This window comes from Micromonospora sp. NBC_00362, assembly GCF_026342155.1.
Taxonomy (GTDB): Bacteria; Actinomycetota; Actinomycetes; order Mycobacteriales; family Micromonosporaceae; genus Micromonospora; species Micromonospora hortensis.
The window spans coordinates 1,488,479-1,506,187 of sequence record NZ_JAPENH010000001.1; the positions used below are offsets into that span (position 1 = coordinate 1,488,479).

Sequence of the window (17,709 nt, forward strand, 5' to 3'; positions counted from 1 at the left end):
GCCGGGCTCGGACTCGGGCCGGGCTCAGGCCGGGCCGGGTTCGGGCCGGGCCGGGCCGGGTTCGGGCCGGGCCGGGCCGGGCCGGGTTCGGGCCGGGCCGGGTTCGGGCCGGGCCGGGTTCGGGCCGGCCGGGTTCGGGCCGGCCGGGTTCGGGCCGGGTTGATCGACTCGGTCTTCTTGAAGTCGGGGCGTCCCGGTGCTGGGGACCCCCCGACTTGCGGTTGATCGACTCGGCTTTCTTGAAATCGGGTTGTCCTGGTGCTGGGGACTCCCCGACTTCCTGAAAGCCGAGTCGATCATGCGCTGAGGAGCGCAGCGCACCGCTCAGCGCTGGGCTGTTGGGCTGCGGTGCCGGGCGCGGTGCGCGCGGGCGCCGGCCGGGTAGCTCGCCGCTGGACGCCGGCCGCACCGCTCAGTGTCGGGCCGTCGGACCGCCGGGCCGTCGGGCCGTCGGGCCGTCGGGCCGCCTGACCGCCTGACCGCCTGACCGGGGCCGTACAGCTCGGTGGATGTCGATCGGGGCTGTCAGAATGTGCGGATGTCTCGCCCTGTCGACGCCCTGGATGCCAGCTTTCCGGTCGCCGCCTCGATCGCACTGGACCTGATCCGACGCCCCGAGGTGACCGAGCGGTGGTCAGACCCGAGTGCGCTGCCCCACCTGTCCGTGGGTGGCCTCGCGTGCCACCTGGGACGTCAGGCGGTCCGGGCGGCGGAGCTACTGCCGACGCCGACCGACCTGCCGGTGTTGGAGGCGGCCGACAACCATTACGAGCGGGCCGCCTGGGTCTCCGAGGGGTCTCCGGACAAGAACACGGTCGCCTCCGGCTCCGACGAGGCCGACGCCGCACGCGGGCCGGCCGACCTGCACGCCCGTTCCGCCCGGGCCTTGGCGGAGGTCGGCGACCTGCTCTCCCGGGGTGCCGCCCGTGAGGTCGTGCCGATCCCGTGGCAAGGCTGGGCGCTGCGGCGCGGCGACTTCCTGCTCACCCGTCAGCTCGAGATCGTGGTCCACTCCGACGACCTCGCGGTGAGCATCGGCGTCCCTACGCCGGAGTTCCCGGCGGACGTCTTCGACCCGGTACGCGACCTGCTGGTCCGACTGGCCGTGCGCCGCCGTGGCCAGTCCGCACTGATCAGCGCGCTCAGCCGCAGCGAGCGGGCCCAGGACATCTCCGCCTTCTGACCGGCCGCCCCGTCGGTGATCATCCGCCGCCCGGGACCGCCCCCGCGGGTGATCGACTCGGCTTCCTGAAGGGCGCGGTGTTCCGGCGCCACGGACACCGCGCCTTCAAGGAACCCGAGTCGATCATACCGACGCGGGGCGGCGCGGAGCACGGACACCGTGCCTCAAGGAACCCGAGTCGATCATGCCGGGGCGGGGCAGCGCGGAGCGCGGAAAGGCGGCAGGCCGCCGACCCGGAGGGGTCGACGGCCTGCTGGTGTAGCGAGGAGCGGGTCAGCGCTCGCCGAAGGGGACGTAGTCCCGCTCGGCGGAGCCGACGTAGACCTGCCGCGGACGGCCGATCTTGGTCTCCGGGTCGTTGATCATCTCGCGCCACTGGGCGATCCAGCCGGGGAGCCGGCCGAGCGCGAAGAGCACCGTGAACATCTTGGTCGGGAAACCCATGGCCTTGTAGATCAGGCCGGTGTAGAAGTCCACGTTCGGGTAGAGCCGACGGGAGACGAAGAAGTCGTCGGCGAGGGCGATCTCCTCCAACTCCATGGCGATGTCCAGCAGCGGGTCGGGCTTGGCCATCCGGCCCAGCACGTCCTGCGCGGCCTTCTTGACGATCGCCGCCCGCGGGTCGTAGTTCTTGTAGACCCGGTGGCCGAAGCCCATCAGCTTGACGCCGTCCTGCTTGTCCTTGACCTTGCGGACGAAGGACCGGACGTCGCCGTCGCCGGCGTGGATCTGCTGGAGCATCTCCAGCACCGCCTGGTTCGCGCCACCGTGCAGGGGGCCGAACAGCGCGTTCACGCCGGCCGAGACCGAGGCGAACAGGTTGGCGTTGCTGGAACCGACCAGGCGGACGGTCGACGTGGAGCAGTTCTGCTCGTGGTCGGCGTGCAGGACGAAGAGCATGTCCAGCACCTTCGACATCACCGGGTCGACCTCGTACGGCTCCGCCGGCACGCCGAACGTCATCCGCAGCAGGTTGTCCACGTACCCCAGCGAGTTGTCCGGGTACAGCAGCGGCTGACCGATGGACTTCTTGTACGCGTACGAGGCGATGGTGGGAACCTTCGCCATCAGCCGGACCGTGGAGATCTCCACGTGCTCGGAGTCGAACGGGTCCAGGCTGTCCTGGTAGAAGGTGGACAGGGCGCTCACCGCGGACGAGAGCACCGCCATCGGGTGGGCGTCCCGGGGGAAGCCGTCGAAGAAGCGGCGCATCTCCTCGTGCAGCAGCGAGTGCCGCCGAATCCACTCGGTGAACTCGGTCAGCTGCTGCTCGGTCGGCAGCTCACCGTAGATGAGCAGGTAGGAGACCTCCAGGAAGGAGGACTTCTCGGCCAGCTGCTCGATCGGGTACCCCCGGTAACGCAGGATGCCCGCGTCGCCGTCGATGTAGGTGATCGCGGATGAGGCAGCGGCGGTGTTGACGAAACCGGGGTCGTACGTGGTCATCCCGGTTTCCTTCAGCAGCTTGCTCACCCCGATACCGGCGGGGCCCTCGACCGCAGGATGCACCGGCATCGACAGCTGCCCACCGGGGTGATCGAGCTTGACTTCCGTCATGTGGTTCCTCGCTTCGCCGGCAGATCTACGTTGAATTGCCTTCGCTTCTACCGTAATTGCGGCTCGGGGGACAACGTCCGCCGTGGTTCGGCGGTGAGGTATGCGTCACCCGATTCCCGACCGGGCGGCCGGGAAACCCGGCATCCCGACAGTCGGGACCGGACCGGACCGACCCCCGAAGCCAGGTCACGACAGGGCGAGGCGTCGCAGCGTACCGTCTGTCGCGACCTGGAAGACGTCGAGCTGGTTGGTGCCGGCGTGGAAGAGCTTGTCGTCGGCGAGCAGCGCGGCGAACCGGCGTCCGCCGGGGTCGGCGGGCACCACCGGGACGACGGCCCCGATGCGGCCGTTGACGGCGACGGCGAGCAGTGTGCCGTCCGGGATCCGGTCCGGGACGTCGCCCCAGACGAGCGCCGGGAGGGTGCCGGTGTCCGGGTCCGTGGCGGTGAACGCGGCCAGGTCGGCGACCCGTGCGCTGCCGGCGGTGGGGCCGGCGCGTACCTCGGTGCCGACCAGGGGGTGGGGTGTCGGCAGGGGTGGCGGCGCGGGCACGCCACCGGGGAAGGTGACCGGTTCGCCGGGGCGGTCGTAGAAGTGCTTCGTACCGTCGGTGCGGGGGGTCTGCCGGGCGGAGCGCCCGTCGACCCGCCAGGGCAGCCGGACGCCGGCCTCGTCGGCCACTGTCGGCAGCAGGTCGACGTGTTCCCAGTTGCGGTCGTCCACCCGGCCGGTCTGTTGCCGGGGTTCCTTGACGAACGTCGGCACCCAGGCGACCTCGCCGGCTGCGGCCTTGATGGCGTCCATGCCCCGGCCCTGCGCGCCGGGGCGGAAGCTGACCCCGTGGTCGGCGGTCACCACGACGAGGGCCTGGTCGTAGAGGCCGTTGGCGCGCAGCGTCCGCAGCGTCTCGCCGATCAGCCGGTCGGTGTAGCCGAGCTGGGCGAGGTGCCGCTGCCGGGCCAGGTCGACCCACCCGGCGCCGTCGTTGGGCAGGTCCTCAGGGGCGTCGTAGCGCGCCCCGGACGGCAGGTACGCCCACGGGGAGTGCGGCATCAGCAGGTGCAGGAAGTGCAGGGTGGGCCGGTTCGTCGGCTTCAGCCCGGCGAGGAAGCTGGTGAACCGGGCCGGTTGGTTGTCGTCCAGGCTGTCCCAGCGGAACGTCGGGTCGGCCGGCACCGGTTCGGCGGCGTCCAGACCGGCTTCGGCGCGGGTCTGCTCGCGGTAGGAGTCCTCCGGGTCGACGGCGCTCTCCGTCGGCCCGGCGACCCGGCCGAGCAGCTTGCCGGTCTCCCGGACCAGCACGCCGAGCCCCTGCTCAGGGGTGACCGGCTGCTCGCAGCGACTGGGCGGGCAGAGCCGGGTGATGCTCTCCTCGGCGCGGACGTCGTACAGGCCGCCGAAGGCGGTGAAGATGTTGTCCGGGTACTGCGAGTAGTGCGGGGCGACCGGCTTGGCCGGGTAGCGGCCAGTGAGCATCGCCGGCAACGCGTTGGGCGTCCACCCGCTGACGCCGGTGGAGTTGCGGTACCAGGTGGAGCCGGCGGCCAGCTCGGCGAAGTGCGGGTACCGCCCGGCGTCGATCTTCCCGTCCGTGCCGAGCAGGCTGACCAGCGGCAGTTCGTCGAGGATCAGCATGACCACCGGCGGGTGCACGGCCGAGCCCTGCGCGGTGCCGGCAGTGCCGCCGTCGCCGCGCGGCAGGACCACTGCCGAGGTGGGTGAGGCGAACAGGAAGAGCGCCACGAAGGCCACCGGACCGGCGGCGGCCAGTCGCAGCACCCGGCCCGGCGCCCGCCACCGCCGGTGCGTGGCAGCGCCGGCGACTCCGGCCAGCACTGCCACCAGCAGCAGCGGTACGCCCCGAAGTGGCGTCACGTGTCGGCCCACCTGCACGGCGAGGGCGGCGACCAGCAGCCCGACCAGCGCGGTGTGGGTGAGGGCGCGGGCGGTCCGGCCGGCCAGTCGACTGAGGGCGCCGAGCAGCGCCACCGCGACTGTCGGGAGCACCGTCACCAGGGCGAGCAGCAGCAGGATCTGGGCCGGGTCGGCGCGGTGGAAGAGGAAGAAGTCGGGGCTGCGGCCGAGCACGTCCAGCAGTGGCTGGGTGACCACGAGACCGACCAGCGCGACGATCTCCAGCAGCCGGCCCAGTTCACCTCGCCAACCCCGGTCCCACCGTCCGGGGGCCGGCGGCGGGCGGTGCTCCGGGGCCGGCGGGGCGACGGAGGCCGGTTCAACCACCCATCACCGCCCGGTAGAGCGTGCGGGTGCCCGAGGGCAGTTCCAGCCGGTCGGTGATCCGTCCCCGGGCGGCGAGCAACGTCTCGAAGGTGTCGCGTCGGTAGTCCGGGAAGAGACCGGCGGGCTTGTTGGCCAGCAGCCGGGTCGCCATCGGGTCCTCCGGGTGGACGAACTCCACCACCACCGCGCCCCCCGGCGCGGTCAGCCCGGCCAGCCAGTCGACGACCTCCGAGAGCGGCACGTTGCGCCCGATCGCCAGGTGGTGCACCACGGCCAGGGCGAGCACCACGTCGGCGGACGCCCGCTCGGCGAAGCCGGCCCGCTCGACGCCCCGCCAGCCGCCACCCGGCGAGGGGTCGGCCAGGTCCAGCACCAGCGGCAGGATGCGGCGCTGGCCCTCGGAGCGCAGCTGTCGGTACAGCTCGTCGACGACGGTCGGGTCCTGCTCGACAGCGACCACGTAGTCGGCGTGCCCGGCCGCCAGCCGGGAGTACCGGCCGTCGTTGGCGCCGAGGTCGAGCACCAGGTGGGGGCGGGTGCCGGCGGCGACCGCGACGGCCACGAACTGCTCCTTCGCCACCCGGTCGCGGGCCGAGTAGCCGCAGGTGCGTTGGTAGTCCGACCAGTGACTCCCGGGCGGGCGGCGGTCCAGCTTGCGGACCAGTTTCTCGATGCCGCGTACGGTGGCGAGCAACAGCTCCCGGGAGAAGCCGGCGGCCCGCAGTTGGTCGCGTACCTCGGTGGTGCTGGCGGCGGCGTTGCGGTGCTGCATGGCCCCGTGCAGGTGCAGATGGGTCAGCACGCCGGGGCGCAGCCGGCGGGCGCCGTTGAAGAGTGGCCGTAGCTCGTCGGCCTCGATGCCGTCGACCCGGGCGCGCAGCCACGGTTGGAAGTCGACGCCCAGGTGGGCGGTGAGCATCAGCGGATAGAGCACTGTCTGGCAGAACTGCCGGTAGCCGGCCCACGGTTCGCCGTCGCGGACCGGCTCGAAGGAGCCGATGTCGATGAAGACCGGTTGCGCGCCGCGCCACTGGAGGTTGTACGCCGAGCCGTCCTTCGTGGTGAAACCCTCGCCGAGCGCGGCTGTCAGGATCTCCAGGTGCAGCAGGGCGGCGTCGCGCAGCATGCTGAACGACCACTCGTACGGGTGGGAGACGAACGGGATGCGCTCGTGGCGAAGCACTGCCGCCCACGGTGTTCCGCTAGCGGCCGGCACCAGGGTGGGCGGGGCGTCCTCGGTGGCGCAGACCTTGCGCGCGGCGACGAGCGCCGGGAAGAACGTGCTGCCGGTCAGTGCCCGCCAGTGCGCGGCGGCCTGGGGGTCCAGCCCGCGCAGCACCTCGTCGCCGACGTGGAAGACCCGGTTGGCGGGGTCGCGGAAGGAGGCCGGCTCGGGCCGTACCTCGGTGGGTGAGATCGCCATCGTCGGGGCTGGCCCGCTCAGCGCTGGTCGGTGGGTTGCCGGCGGAACCGGTCGACCAGCCGTCGCCAGTAAAGTTTCGCGGCGACCGCGGCGCCAGCCACCCCACCGACGACCGCCTGCACGATCAGGCTGCCGGACCCCGCGTCCAGGTAGGCCAGATGTTCCACCGATCGCTCCTTGCCCTCGCCGCCTCGACACCGGCGTCCCAGGGCGTACACCGATGAGGCTTTTGACCCAGAAAGCCGGACTTGTCCCTCACCGTACGCCGGTCGTCGTCGGTGTCGCGGGCACATCGGCGTACTCCCAGCCTCGCCACAGAATGTGGCCGGGACCGGCCGATTCCGCCGGTACGCTGCGGACGTGCGCTGGATGATCGTGGACGCGCCGCTGGACTCCTCCGGGGCCGGGCGCGGCGAGGAGCGGGCCCCTGCCGCGCTGCGCCGCGCCGGCCTGCGCGAGGCCCTGGCCGCCGACGACGACGGTCGGATCGACGAGGCACGACTGCGCGACCCCCACCGCGACCCGGCCAGCGGGGTTATCGGCGCGGCGGGCCTGGTCCGGGCCGGCGGCGCCATCGCCGCGCGGGTCGGCGCGCTGATCGCGGACGGCCACCGACCACTGGTGCTCGGCGGCGACTGCGCGATCCTGCCCGGCATCTGCCGGGCCCTACCCCCGGCGACCGACCTGTGGTTCGTCGACGCCCACCCGGACTTCCTCGACGGCACTACCTCACCGACCGGTGAGGCCGCCGACATGGACCTCTCGGTGGTCACCGGGAACGGCCCCGCCGCCGCCGTCGGCCCCGGCGGCGCGCTGATCGAGCCCGGCCGCGTCCACCTGCTCGGGCACCGCCCGGCCACCGACGAGAGCAGCCGGGTCGAGGCGGCCCGCATCGACCCGGCGATCCACCAGGTCAACGCCGCCGAGGTGCGGCGCCGGGGCGCGGCGACGGTCGGCGCGAGCCTGGCCGCCGACGGGGACGGACCCGCCTGGCTACACCTCGACCTGGACGTGGTGGACCCGCGCGACCTGCCCGCGGTGACCTACCCCGAACCGGACGGCCCGCGCTGGGCGGACCTGATCGCGCTGGTCACGCCGTTGGCCCGCGCCGACCGGCTGCTCGGGATGAGCGTGACCGACCTGAACACCGACGAGGACCCCGACGGGCGGCACGCCCGACGCGTCGTCGAGGTCCTCACCGAGATGCTGGTCAGCTGACCGGCGCCGGTGTGCCGTGCGCCGACTATGCGTCGGCTGTGGCATTCGGCAGCCGGACGGTGAACAGTGTTCGACCTGGACGGCTGTCCACCCCGACAGTGCCGTGGTGGGCCTCCACCACCGCCGCGACGATCGCGAGGCCGAGGCCGGTGCTGCCGTGCGCACGAGACCGGGAGCTGTCGCCCCGGGCGAACCGCTCGAACATCTCCGGTTGCAGCTCCACCGGCACCCCCGGCCCGTCGTCGGCGACAGTGAGCACGGCACTGGCGGCGTCGACGGCCAGCGTGGTGGTGACAGTGCTGCCGGGCGGGGTGTGCACCCGGGCGTTGGTGAGCAGGTTCGCCACCACCTGGTGCAGTCGGGCGGCGTCGCCGGGCACCCGGATCGCCACCTCGGGCAGTGCGAGCTGCCAGCGGTGCTCGGGACCGGCGACGTGCGCGTCACTGACCGCGTCCACCACCAGGGCGGTCAGGTCCACCGGTTCGACAGCGAGCGGCCGACCGGTGTCGAGGCGGGCTAGCAGCAGCAGGTCGTCGACGAGGCTGGTCATCCGGGTGCTCTCCGACTCCACCCGACGCAGCGCGTGTGCCACGTCGGCGGGGACCTCGTCACGGCCACGCCGGGCCACCTCGGCGTAGCCGCGGATCGCCGCGAGAGGCGTCCGCAGTTCGTGGCTGGCGTCGGCGACGAACTGGCGTACCCGGGTCTCGCTGGCCTGCCGGGCGGAGAGCGCGTCGGCGACGTGGCCCAGCATCCGGTTCAGCGCCGCGCCGACCTGACCGACCTCCGTGCGCGGGTCGGTGTCGGCGACCGGGACCCGGACGGCGAGCGCCACCTCCCCCCGGTCCAGGGGCAGCTCGGTGACGCGGGTGGCGGTGGCGGCCACCCGGTTGAGCGGTCGCAGGGTCGCCCGCACGATCAGCGCGCCCGCCACACCGGCGAGCAGCAACCCGACCGCGGCCACCCCGGCCTGGGCGGCGACCAGCGCCCAGACGGTCTCCTGGACGCCGGAGAGGGGGACCGCGACGACGCGTACCCGGCCATCCCAGTACTGCCGGGCCACGGCCCGGTAGTCGCCACGGTCGCCGAGGTCGACGGTGCGTGGTCTGGTGTCGACCGGCAGGTCCGCCAGCACGGCGACCTCCCCCACCGGGACGGACTGCTCGTCGGGGAACGGATCGGCGCTGGAGACGCTCTTGGTGAGGGTCCGGGCGCTGGTCACCCGGCCGTCGGTGATCTCGGCGACCACCGCGCCGGACGGTAGCCCGGCTGGGATGCCCGGTCCGTTGCCGGGAAACGCCGGCCGTCCCGGCCGGTCGCCCCGCATGGCCGTGGCGGGGGCCAACTGCGCGTCGAGCCGGTCGATCAGGAAGTGCCGCAGCGCCACAGTGGTCAGGCCACCGATGGCGACGCTGACCAACGCCAGTAGCGCGAGCAGGGCGAACACCAGTCGGGTACGCAGGGAGCGCCCGGCCAGCCACCCGCGGGCGGCGCGCAGCGGGCGGCGCCTACTCGGCGGGTTTGAGGACATAGCCCGCGCCACGCAGCGTGTGGATCATCGGCGCGCGGCCGGCGTCGATCTTCTTGCGCAGGTACGAGATGTACAGCTCCACCACGTTGGCCTGGCCACCGAAGTCGTAGTTCCACACCCGGTCGAGGATCTGCGCCTTGCTGAGCACCCGGCGCGGGTTGCGCATCAGGTAACGCAGCAGCTCGAACTCGGTCGCGGTGAGGGTGACGAGCTGGCCGGCCCGGCGGACCTCATGGCTGTCCTCGTCGAGGCTGAGGTCACCGACGGTCAGCACCGCCTCCTCCCGGGCGGCGATCGCCAGCCCGGAGCGGCGCAGCAGCGCACGCAGCCGGGCGATCACCTCCTCCAGGCTGAACGGTTTGGTGACGTAGTCGTCGCCGCCGACGGTCAACCCGGCGATGCGCTCCTCGACCGCGTCGCGGGCGGTCAGGAAGAGCACCGGCACGGTGGGGGCGTGCTCGCGCAGCCGGCGCAGCACCTGGAAGCCGTCCAGGTCCGGCAGCATCACGTCGAGCACCACGGCGTCCGGCTGGAACTGTCGGGCGGTACCCAACGCCGCCATTCCGTTGCCGGCGGTGCGGACCTGCCAACCCTCGTAGCGAAGGGCCATCGACAGCAGGTCGGTGAGCGTTGGTTCGTCGTCGACCACCAGCACCCGGACGGGTTCACCGTCGGGGCGACGCAGCTCGATCCGGCTCGGCGCGACCTGCCCGTTCATGACCATGGGCCCCATGGTGGCCGCCGCGCCTGTGCCGCGCCCCTGCGGAGGCTGTGCGCGAGCTGTGCGGCCGGGCCGACGCGACGCCGGCGACCCCACCGGTCAGCCCCGCCTCGTGGTCACTCGGACACCCCGTACGCGTCGGTGCGCACGAACCGCATGCTCCAGCCGCCGGCCTCGTCGGGCCGGTCGCGCTCGTAGAGGTGATCGGGACCGGGCTGCACCGGGCCCGTGCCGTCCGGATGACGCATGATCCAACGGTGGGGCGGGGCGCCGTCCGACCCGGCCGGCAGCAGCCGGACCAGGCCGTCCGCGGGCCCACCGACGAAGCGTACGGTGACCTCGCCCATCGTGGCGTCCCCTCCGGTGACCGTGCCGGCACAATCGGTGACACCGGCTCTGGCTCGCAAGCTACCGCACCTACCGCCGTGGCGCAGCGAGGTGCGCGGGGCCGTCCACCCCGAATCGGGCTACGGTTTGCCCAGCTCGGCGCTCGGGTACCGGCACCTGAGCACCCGCCGTCGGCGGGGCGAGGGCGAGGAGCGGTCGATGCGGATGCTGGACGGGCGGTACCGGCTCGAACAGCGCATCGGTGTGGGTGGGATGTCCGAGGTGTGGCGGGCCTACGACCAGGTGCTGGACCGGCCGGTCGCGGTGAAGCTCATCTCGCCCGGCCACGACAACCGGGACGGCCCGGTGGACCGTATCCGGGCGGAGGCCCGGTCGGCTGCCCGCCTGGAGCACCCCAACGTGGCCAGCGTCCACGACTTCGGCACCTCCTCGACGTGGCCCGGCCGGCCGGTGCCCTACATCGTCATGGAGCTGGCCGAGGGTGAGACGCTCGCCGTGCACCTGCGCGCCGGGCCGCTGGAGTGGCAGATCGCGGTGCGGGTCTGCGCGGAGGTCGCCGCCGCGCTGGCAGCCGCGCACGCCGAGGGCATCGTGCACCGCGACGTCAAGCCGGCCAACGTCATGCTCACCCCAGCCGGGGTGAAGGTGCTCGACTTCGGCATCGCCATCGCCGCCGGCTCTCCGGACCCGTTGCCGACCGGGATGGTGCTGGGCACCCCGGCGTACCTGGCGCCCGAGCAGCTGGACGAGGCGCCCGCCACCCCCGCGGCCGACATGTACGCCCTCGGCGTGCTGCTCTACTACAGCCTCACCGCCCGCCTGCCGTACCGCGCGACGACCTCGAAGGAACTGCTCGACGTACGCCGCCGTCGGCCACCGGAGCCGCTGCCCGACATCGCCGGGCTCCCGCCAGAGGTCGCCGAACTGTGCCACTCCTGCCTCGCCGACGACCCCCGGCACCGTCCGACCAGCCTGGTCGCCGCGCTGCTGCTGGCCGAGGCCGTGGACGCCCGGGTGTACGTGCCGATGACGATCCCGACGACCCGCCGGCCGGTCCCCACGTCGCCGTGGACCGAACGGGCCGCCGCCGAAGCCACCGAGGCCGTGGCGCTGGTGGACGAGCCGAACCTGCCCGCCGGGCGCTGACCGGACGCCCCGCGGCGTTTCGCCGGGCGGCGAAGGGGTAGCCGGCCTGGTGAGCGACGGGAGAAACGCGATGCCGGATCAGAGTTCCTGGCTGCGTGAGGCCACAGCGACCGCCGAGGGCGGTCACGTACGCACCGACGATGGCGGGCTCTCCACCGCGCTGGCCTCACCGCTGGCGCCGCACTGCACCGGGCTGACCCCGGAACAGTTGCTGGCCGCGGCCTTCGCCTCCTGCCTGCATCACGCGGCAGTGGAGGTGGCCGGGGAGATCACCGACGAGGCGCACACCGTGCAGGTCCGGGCGGAGGCGAAGCTCGGGCGGGACAACGACGGCCGATACCGGGCCGACGTCCACGCGGAGATCTCCTCAGCCGGGCTGAGCCGAGACCAACTGGCCGACCTGGTCGAGTACGCCGACCGGCTCTGGCCGTTCTCCAGCAGCGACACCAGCCGACACCGTCTGACCGTCACCCCGGCCGAGAACGGCCGACACTGACGCCACGCCCCACCGCGCCGATCTTGCACTTTCGGTTGCCGATGTGAGGGGAATGCCCCCCTATATCGCCGCAGTAAGTGCAAGATCGCCGAGGTGGGGCTGGGGCCGAGTGGTGGAGGGGCGCCTCGGTTGATCGGGTAGTTCTGGCGGTGGCGGTGGGTGCAGCGGGCGGAGTGGCGACGCGACCGTGTTCGCCGGGCAAATCGGGAATAACCGTCTGGCGTGATCCGCGAGGTTGATCAGCTTCGCGGCCGTTATGCCCGGTAGAGTCAGCATGATCAGGGCAAATTGTGGCGCATGCCACCGTACGGGCTGGTGGCATCGGGCATTCAGCTCTTTAGCCTCGTCAGGTGCATCCCGACGACCCCTCCGCCCAGAAGCTGACCGACGCGCCCCCGACCACCCCCTCGGACGACGCCGCATCAACCGAACGGACGATCGGCCGTCACCGCGCTTCCGAACCATCGCGGCGTGCCCTGCTGGGCTCGACCCCGGTGCGGGTGGCGCTGGCCACCGGTGTCACCTGCTGCCTCAGCCTCGTCGCGGTCGCCACCGCGCGCGGCAACCACGACACCCCCCGTACTGTCGAGCCGCTCGCCGAGGCGGTGGCCGACCGCGCCGCCATCGCCGACGAGCGCGCCTCCCGGTCGCTGGACCGCGACGCCGCCCCCGCCCGGATCCTGCCCAGCCCGACGGCGAAGCCCACGCCCACTCCCACCGCCGTCCGCAAGGCGCCCAAGAAGCCGGTCAAGCCCCGCCGCCCCCGGCCGGTCGCCGGCCTCGACCAGGCACAGATGGACAACGCGAAGATCATCGTGGACGTCGGCCTGGAGATGAAGATGCCGCGCCGCGCCCTGGTGGTGGCACTGTCCACCGCCATGCAGGAGAGCAACCTCTACAACCTGGCCAGCGCCGTCCTCCCGGAGTCGGCGGAGTACCCGAACCAGGGCAGCGGCTCCGACCACGACTCGGTCGGGCTGTTCCAGCAGCGGCCCAGCAGCGGCTGGGGCACCGTGGCCCAGTTGATGCGCCCGTCGTACGCCGCGCGGGCCTTCTACTCGGCGCTCAACGAGATCCCCGGCTGGCAGGACATGAGCGTCACCGCCGCCGCCCAGTCCGTGCAGATCTCCGCGTACCCCGACGCGTACGCCCAGCACGAGGACCGGGCGACCACTGTCGCGGCGGCGCTCACCGCCTGAGCCGGGCACCCGCGCCCGCGCGTCTCAGCGACGGCCCGGCGGTGGCTCCGCGCCCGCGTCCGGGCCACCGACCCCGACCCGGCTCTCCGTCACCCCGGCGGCTGCGGTGGGGGTGTCGGCGGGCACCTGGTCGGCGGTCACCTGGCTGAGGATCTCGTCCACCCGCACCTCGCGCCGTCGGCGAGCGTCCAGCGCCGCCTCGACGTCACGTCGGGCCTGCACGGCCTCCGCGTACGCCCGCTCCCGCACCCGCCGTGCCTCCTCGCGGGCCTCGTCGAGCTCGGCGCGGGCCTGGGCCAGGATCTCGGCGGCCTCGCGCCGCACCACGCCACCGGCGTGCCGGGGGGCGGAGGTGTCGCCCAGGTCGAGTCGATGCAGCAGCCCGCTGAGCCAGGCTGCCTCCTGGCGGATCTCGTCCCACTCCCGGGACGCACCGGCCGCGCCCTCGGCGCGCGCCGCGAGCCGGGACAACCGGATCGCCAACTCGTCCAGGCAGTAATCCACCTGCCGCTGGTCATAACCGGTCTCAACGACGGAGAACCTCATACTGTCGCCCCCCAGGCAGCTGCTGTTACTTCCCCACCTGGATCCTCGGCCGCGACCGCTCGCGCCGAGGGGGTTCGGGAAAAATGTTCAGCATGCGCGCAGGTGGCGCGGGCCTCAGATGCGCTTGGGCAGCACGACGACCCGGCCGAAGAACTCGTCGATGCGGCGGACCACGTCGTTGAAGTCGTCCAGGTCGATCGGCTTGGTGACGTAGGCGTTGGCCTGCAACGTGTAACTGCCGACGATGTCGGTGTCGGCGTTGGAGGTGGTCAGCACGACGATCGGAATGGTCCGCAGGTCCTCGTCCTGCTTGACCGCGCCGAGCACCTGCCGACCGTCCATCCGCGGCATGTTCAGATCCAGCAGGATCACGTCCGGTCGGCGGGCCTGCTCGTGCCGGCCCTCGGCGCGGAGAAACTCCATCGCCTCCTCGCCGTCACTCACCACGTCGATGATCTTCTCGACGTCGGAGTCCGCCAGCGCCTCCTCGATCATCAGCACATCACCCGGGTCGTCGTCGACCACCAGGATGCGTACCGGCTGCGGGCTGTCTACGCCCATCACTACCTGCCTCGGAGTCGGCGGGGACGGGACCCTGACGGTCACCGCGTTGGCGGGGAAATGCTGGCGGGGAAATCTAGCCCATCAGGAAGCGCTGCGGGACGCGGGGTCGACCGACTCCGGTTCGTAGCGCAACACGTCGGCGAGGCCGGTCACGCGCAGCACCCGTTCGACCCGCCCGTTGGCGCCGGTGAGCCGGAGCCACCCCCCGTCGGCCGCCGCCTGGTTGTCGCCCCTGACGAACACTGCCATTCCGGTGGAGTCGCAGAACGTGAGGTCGGTCAGGTCGAGCAGCACCCGGGTCTCGCCCGCCGCGGTGAGCCGGTCGATCGCGGCAGTCAACTCGGGGGCGGTGCTCAGGTCCAGCTCGCCCTTGAGCCGAAGGCAGGCGCCACCACCGTCGCGCTCGACGTAGTTGACGCTGAACGTCACCGTTCTCCCCCTCGCTCCACCCTGGGGTGGGACGTTTGCAGTCCGGCAAGTATACGCAGAGCTGACTCGTTGGCCGCCGAGCGCGGTGATGGATCCGGATGCCACCGGCGGGGTCGGTCAGCGGGCGGCACCGGGCAGCGCCGCGCGCCCCAGCGCCAGCGCCCTCGCCGCCCGGGGGAAGTCCCGCAACGCGGCCGCGTAGTGCTCCAGCGGCAGGACGACAGCCCCGGCAGGCACCCCACGACTGCCCAGGATCCCCGACAGCCACTCCACGAACTCGGTGAACAACGAGGGGTCGTCGACGTAGACCGCCGCGGCCAGGAAATCCACTATGTGGCCCAGGTCGCTCACTGTCGCGTCGAGCTGCGCGGCGGTGTACGCGCGCGCCGCCGGCACCCGCTCCCGCAGCTCCGCCAACGCGCTGTCGATCAGCTCACCGCGACGGCGAACCAGGCCGGCGTACTCGTCGTCGGCCAGGTGGGCCAGCCGCGCCGGCGGCGCCCCGCGCAGCGCCCGCTCGTCGGCGATCAACTCGGCCGCCGAGGGCGCGTCCGGCGCCCAGGCCACCCCGAGCCGGCGCGCCCACCGGCCGTCGGTGCCGAACCCACGCCCGCCGACCACCACCGGCACGTCCGAGCGGCGGCAGGCCTCGATCATCCGATGGGCGTACGGCAGGCGCATCGGTAGCGCGCACGCCAGCGCGACCGCGTGCGCGTCGTAGCGGTGCAGGTACGACACGAGGTGCGCTGCGGGGACGCTGGCGCCCAGGAACGTCACCTGCCACCCGCGTAACCGCAGCACCTCGGCCACCAGCCGTGGTGGCAGCGCGTGCCATTCGCCGTCCATGCAGGCGACCACGATCCGCCCGCCGGTCGGCCGCGGTTTGACGTGCGCGGAGACAGCCGCCACCACCTGCTCGCTGATGTGGGTGGCGGCGTGCTCCTGGGCGACGCTCCACTCGTTGCGCGCCCACCGCTCGCCCACCTCGGCCTGGGCGGGCGCGACCAGGTCGAGCAGCACCCGCTCCGCCGGTACGCCCGCGTCGAGCAGGCCGATCGCCAGGTCGGTAGCGGCGTACTCGTCGGCGTCGGCGAGGTGGCCCAGGTACCCGGAGTACGCCTCGCCGAAGTTGGTGATGGCCGTGGCGGCGGTCACGCGTCAGTCCCTTTCGGTCTGGTCGATGCCGGCGGGCACCGAGTGCAGGTGCCGCACGTTGCGCCCGCTCGGGCCGGCCGCCCGCAACGCCAGCACGGCGATGTCGTCGTGGTCGCCCTGCCCCAACCAGTCGCAGGTGATTTGCTCGACCCGTTCGGCCAGGGCCGGCGCGGGCATCCGATGGCAGCCGGTCAGCGCGTTGACCAGCCGCTCGGCGCCGAACTGCTCGTCGCCGCGCCGGCCGCCCCGGGCCTCGGTCACACCGTCGCTGTAGAGCAGGCAGGTCTCGCCCGGTGCCAGCCGCACTGTCACCTCCCCGACGCGGGGGTCGGGCACCACTCCGATCAGCATGCCGCGCAGCGGCACCGTCTCCACCTCACCGGAGGCGCGCAGCACCAGTGGTGGCAGGTGCCCGCCGCCGGCCATGGTGAGGGTGAGGCCGCCGTCGCGCTCCGGGCGGGCCACGCCGAGCACGATCGTGGCGAAGCGGCCCTGGCCGTGCGCCTGGGTCGTCTCCAGCAACGCGTCGTTGAGCAGCCGCAGCAACCGCGCCGGGTTCGACTCCAAGCGGTGAAGCGCCTGGAGGCACTGGCGCAGTTGGCCGGTGAAGACGGCGGCTTCGACTCCCTTGCCCGACACGTCGCCGAGGAAGAACACCGAACCACCGTCGGTGAGCCGGTGCGAGCCGTAGAAGTCGCCGCCGATGCGCAGCCCCGCCTGCGCGGGCCGGTACGCGGTGCCCCACTGCACGCCGGCGGCCTCGACCGGCTCGACCGGCAGCAGGCTGGCCTGGAGGGTGTCGGCCACCTCGGCCTGGTCGCGATAGAGCAGCGCGGTGGTCAACGCGGCGCCGGCGCGGGCCGCGAAGGCGCGAACCAGCTCCACGTCGTCCTCGTCGTACCAGCGGGTGGCGCGACGGGCCACCAGCAGCACCCCGACCGGCGCCTCGCGCCCCGGCAGCGGGACGACCCGGGCGGCGCTGTCCGTCGCGGCGAGCCCCGGCAGCCAACCGGCGTCGACCGCCTGCTCGACCAGCCAGTCCACCGCGTGCGGCTCGGCACCGGTCAACCCGTCGGCGATGGCGGTCGGTAGATCGCCGCCGGCCAGCACGCCGCTGTCCACCGTCGGCACCTCGTCGTCGGTGCGGGAGGCCCGCCACCAGCGGGCGCGCCCGGCCCGCGGGGCGAGCACCAGCACCGCCACCTCGGCCAGGGTCGGCACCGCGAGTCGGACGACCGCGGCGGCCGCCCGGTCGGGGTGCAGTGGGTTGCCCAGCTTGTCGCCGACCACGGCCAGGAACGCCGAGCGGGCTCGTTCGGCGAGCAGCGCGTCGGCGCGGCTGACGCTGTCGGTGACGTCCTCGACGTACCAGCAGCAGCGGTCACCGGAGAGCGGCACCGGGCGCGCGGTGAGCCGGCGCCCGCGATGGGTGAAGCTCCCGGGGACGCCTTCGCTCAACCCGGGCACACCGGCCGCGCCGAGCACCTCGCCGGGCGTCACCTCGGGCAGCAACCGCTCAGCCACCGGGCTGACGTGCCGCACGACGCCATCGGCGTCGCAGACCACCAGGCCCTCGCGGAAGTGCTCGACGACCTCTAACCAGTCGGGCGTGGCCTGCCCACTGTCGGGGGCCAGCGGCGGCAGGGCCGCGGTGGGGCGGCGAACGTCGGCGGACCACGCCGAGGGTCGTGTCGTGCTCGGCGTGGAGAGCCGTCCGTCGCCTGGGTCCCAGTCCCTGACGTCGGAAGCAGTCACCAGCTGAGCCTCACTCCTTGTCGTTCACCGAACCCGTGCCGGAACCGGCGTCCACTGTCAAAACTCTCCAGCCACCCTACGCCCGAACCCGGAAAGCGGCATCTCACGGCAGGTGGCGGGCACCGCCACCGCGAGGGCGTCGACGAGGCACACGGGAGCGTGTCGCCGCCCTGCTTTGCGTTTTGTCGCTGGACAAG

General features: G+C 73.0%; 17 protein-coding genes. 5 read left to right on the top strand and 12 right to left on the bottom strand.

What is annotated here, in order from left to right; genetic code table 11:
• The first annotated feature begins 538 nt into the window (after window positions 1–538).
• A complete protein-coding gene (locus tag OG992_RS06785; protein WP_238682804.1) occupies window positions 539–1,183 on the top strand; it encodes a maleylpyruvate isomerase N-terminal domain-containing protein in 645 nt (214 codons plus the stop codon).
• A 273-nt stretch (window positions 1,184–1,456) separates the two neighbouring features.
• Here OG992_RS06785 and OG992_RS06790 read toward each other — a convergent pair whose 3' ends face one another.
• The 4 genes from OG992_RS06790 to OG992_RS06805 form a co-directional block, all read right to left on the bottom strand.
• Complete coding sequence (locus tag OG992_RS06790; protein ID WP_112698363.1) at window positions 1,457–2,740, bottom strand: citrate synthase; 1,284 nt, start codon at window positions 2,738–2,740, stop codon at window positions 1,457–1,459.
• 186 nt (window positions 2,741–2,926) lie between these two features.
• Window positions 2,927–4,981 carry a sulfatase-like hydrolase/transferase gene (locus OG992_RS06795; RefSeq protein ID WP_266302703.1) on the bottom strand — a complete coding sequence of 685 codons (2,055 nt, stop codon included), beginning with the start codon at window positions 4,979–4,981 and terminating at the stop codon, window positions 2,927–2,929.
• Window positions 4,974–6,404: a bifunctional 2-polyprenyl-6-hydroxyphenol methylase/3-demethylubiquinol 3-O-methyltransferase UbiG gene (locus tag OG992_RS06800; protein WP_266302704.1), complete on the bottom strand. Its 1,431-nt coding sequence runs from the start codon at window positions 6,402–6,404 to the stop codon at window positions 4,974–4,976. The genes OG992_RS06795 and OG992_RS06800 overlap by 8 nt, the downstream gene beginning before the upstream one ends.
• 17 nt (window positions 6,405–6,421) lie before the next feature.
• Complete coding sequence (locus tag OG992_RS06805; RefSeq protein WP_165947858.1) at window positions 6,422–6,571, bottom strand: hypothetical protein; 150 nt, start codon at window positions 6,569–6,571, stop codon at window positions 6,422–6,424.
• Window positions 6,572–6,773: 202 nt separating this feature from the next.
• Between OG992_RS06805 and OG992_RS06810 the strand changes: the two genes are divergently transcribed.
• Window positions 6,774–7,622: an arginase family protein gene (locus OG992_RS06810; RefSeq protein ID WP_266305167.1), complete on the top strand. Its 849-nt coding sequence runs from the start codon at window positions 6,774–6,776 to the stop codon at window positions 7,620–7,622.
• Window positions 7,623–7,647: 25 nt separating this feature from the next.
• On the opposite strand, the gene OG992_RS06815 is transcribed toward OG992_RS06810, so the two are convergent.
• From OG992_RS06815 to OG992_RS06825, 3 genes are all read right to left on the bottom strand, one after another.
• On the bottom strand, window positions 7,648–9,153 hold the full coding sequence (locus tag OG992_RS06815; RefSeq protein ID WP_266302705.1) for a cell wall metabolism sensor histidine kinase WalK: 1,506 nt from the start codon (window positions 9,151–9,153) through the stop codon (window positions 7,648–7,650).
• Window positions 9,131–9,877: a response regulator transcription factor gene (locus tag OG992_RS06820; protein WP_238682800.1), complete on the bottom strand. Its 747-nt coding sequence runs from the start codon at window positions 9,875–9,877 to the stop codon at window positions 9,131–9,133. Before OG992_RS06820 ends, OG992_RS06815 begins: the two co-directional genes overlap by 23 nt.
• Window positions 9,878–9,990: 113 nt before the next feature.
• A complete protein-coding gene (locus OG992_RS06825; protein ID WP_238682799.1) occupies window positions 9,991–10,221 on the bottom strand; it encodes a hypothetical protein in 231 nt (76 codons plus the stop codon).
• Window positions 10,222–10,420: 199 nt separating this feature from the next.
• Between OG992_RS06825 and OG992_RS06830 the strand changes: the two genes are divergently transcribed.
• From OG992_RS06830 to OG992_RS06840, 3 genes are all read left to right on the top strand, one after another.
• Window positions 10,421–11,368: a serine/threonine-protein kinase gene (locus OG992_RS06830; RefSeq protein WP_266305168.1), complete on the top strand. Its 948-nt coding sequence runs from the start codon at window positions 10,421–10,423 to the stop codon at window positions 11,366–11,368.
• A 70-nt stretch (window positions 11,369–11,438) separates the two neighbouring features.
• Window positions 11,439–11,864 carry an OsmC family protein gene (locus OG992_RS06835; protein ID WP_196922768.1) on the top strand — a complete coding sequence of 142 codons (426 nt, stop codon included), beginning with the start codon at window positions 11,439–11,441 and terminating at the stop codon, window positions 11,862–11,864.
• Between the two features lie 350 nt (window positions 11,865–12,214).
• On the top strand, window positions 12,215–13,063 hold the full coding sequence (locus OG992_RS06840) for a hypothetical protein (RefSeq protein ID WP_266302706.1): 849 nt from the start codon (window positions 12,215–12,217) through the stop codon (window positions 13,061–13,063).
• A 24-nt stretch (window positions 13,064–13,087) separates the two neighbouring features.
• Here the strand turns inward: OG992_RS06840 and OG992_RS06845 are convergent, their stop codons facing one another.
• The 5 genes from OG992_RS06845 to OG992_RS06865 all read right to left on the bottom strand — a co-directional run bounded on the left by OG992_RS06845 (window position 13,088) and on the right by OG992_RS06865 (window position 17,512).
• Window positions 13,088–13,609: an ATPase gene (locus tag OG992_RS06845; RefSeq protein WP_266302707.1), complete on the bottom strand. Its 522-nt coding sequence runs from the start codon at window positions 13,607–13,609 to the stop codon at window positions 13,088–13,090.
• A 114-nt stretch (window positions 13,610–13,723) separates the two neighbouring features.
• Window positions 13,724–14,170 (bottom strand): response regulator, encoded by a 447-nt coding sequence (locus OG992_RS06850; RefSeq protein WP_210785148.1) that lies wholly within the window; start codon window positions 14,168–14,170, stop codon window positions 13,724–13,726.
• An 84-nt stretch (window positions 14,171–14,254) separates the two neighbouring features.
• A complete protein-coding gene (locus OG992_RS06855) occupies window positions 14,255–14,602 on the bottom strand; it encodes an STAS domain-containing protein (RefSeq protein WP_238682795.1) in 348 nt (115 codons plus the stop codon).
• 117 nt (window positions 14,603–14,719) lie between these two features.
• The gene (locus tag OG992_RS06860; protein WP_266302708.1) at window positions 14,720–15,757 is read right to left on the bottom strand and encodes a B12-binding domain-containing protein; all 1,038 of its coding nucleotides are present in this window, start codon (window positions 15,755–15,757) and stop codon (window positions 14,720–14,722) included.
• 3 nt (window positions 15,758–15,760) lie between these two features.
• Window positions 15,761–17,512 (bottom strand): PP2C family protein-serine/threonine phosphatase, encoded by a 1,752-nt coding sequence (locus OG992_RS06865; RefSeq protein ID WP_266302709.1) that lies wholly within the window; start codon window positions 17,510–17,512, stop codon window positions 15,761–15,763.
• Window positions 17,513–17,709 lie beyond the last annotated feature (197 nt).

Excerpts from the sequence above, each read along its gene's own strand:
- OG992_RS06785 (WP_238682804.1), top strand. The coding sequence starts at position 539 with ATGTCTCGCCCTGTCGACGCCCTGGATGCCAGCTTTCCGGTCGCCGCC.
- OG992_RS06825 (WP_238682799.1), bottom strand. The coding sequence starts at position 10,221 with ATGGGCGAGGTCACCGTACGCTTCGTCGGTGGGCCCGCGGACGGCCTG.
- OG992_RS06800 (WP_266302704.1), bottom strand. The coding sequence starts at position 6,404 with ATGGCGATCTCACCCACCGAGGTACGGCCCGAGCCGGCCTCCTTCCGC.
- OG992_RS06835 (WP_196922768.1), top strand. The coding sequence starts at position 11,439 with ATGCCGGATCAGAGTTCCTGGCTGCGTGAGGCCACAGCGACCGCCGAG.
- OG992_RS06850 (WP_210785148.1), bottom strand. The coding sequence starts at position 14,170 with ATGGGCGTAGACAGCCCGCAGCCGGTACGCATCCTGGTGGTCGACGAC.
- OG992_RS06820 (WP_238682800.1), bottom strand. The coding sequence starts at position 9,877 with ATGGTCATGAACGGGCAGGTCGCGCCGAGCCGGATCGAGCTGCGTCGC.
- OG992_RS06790 (WP_112698363.1), bottom strand. The coding sequence starts at position 2,740 with ATGACGGAAGTCAAGCTCGATCACCCCGGTGGGCAGCTGTCGATGCCG.
- OG992_RS06845 (WP_266302707.1), bottom strand. The coding sequence starts at position 13,609 with ATGAGGTTCTCCGTCGTTGAGACCGGTTATGACCAGCGGCAGGTGGAT.
- OG992_RS06810 (WP_266305167.1), top strand. The coding sequence starts at position 6,774 with ATGATCGTGGACGCGCCGCTGGACTCCTCCGGGGCCGGGCGCGGCGAG.
- OG992_RS06815 (WP_266302705.1), bottom strand. The coding sequence starts at position 9,153 with ATGTCCTCAAACCCGCCGAGTAGGCGCCGCCCGCTGCGCGCCGCCCGC.
- OG992_RS06830 (WP_266305168.1), top strand. The coding sequence starts at position 10,421 with ATGCGGATGCTGGACGGGCGGTACCGGCTCGAACAGCGCATCGGTGTG.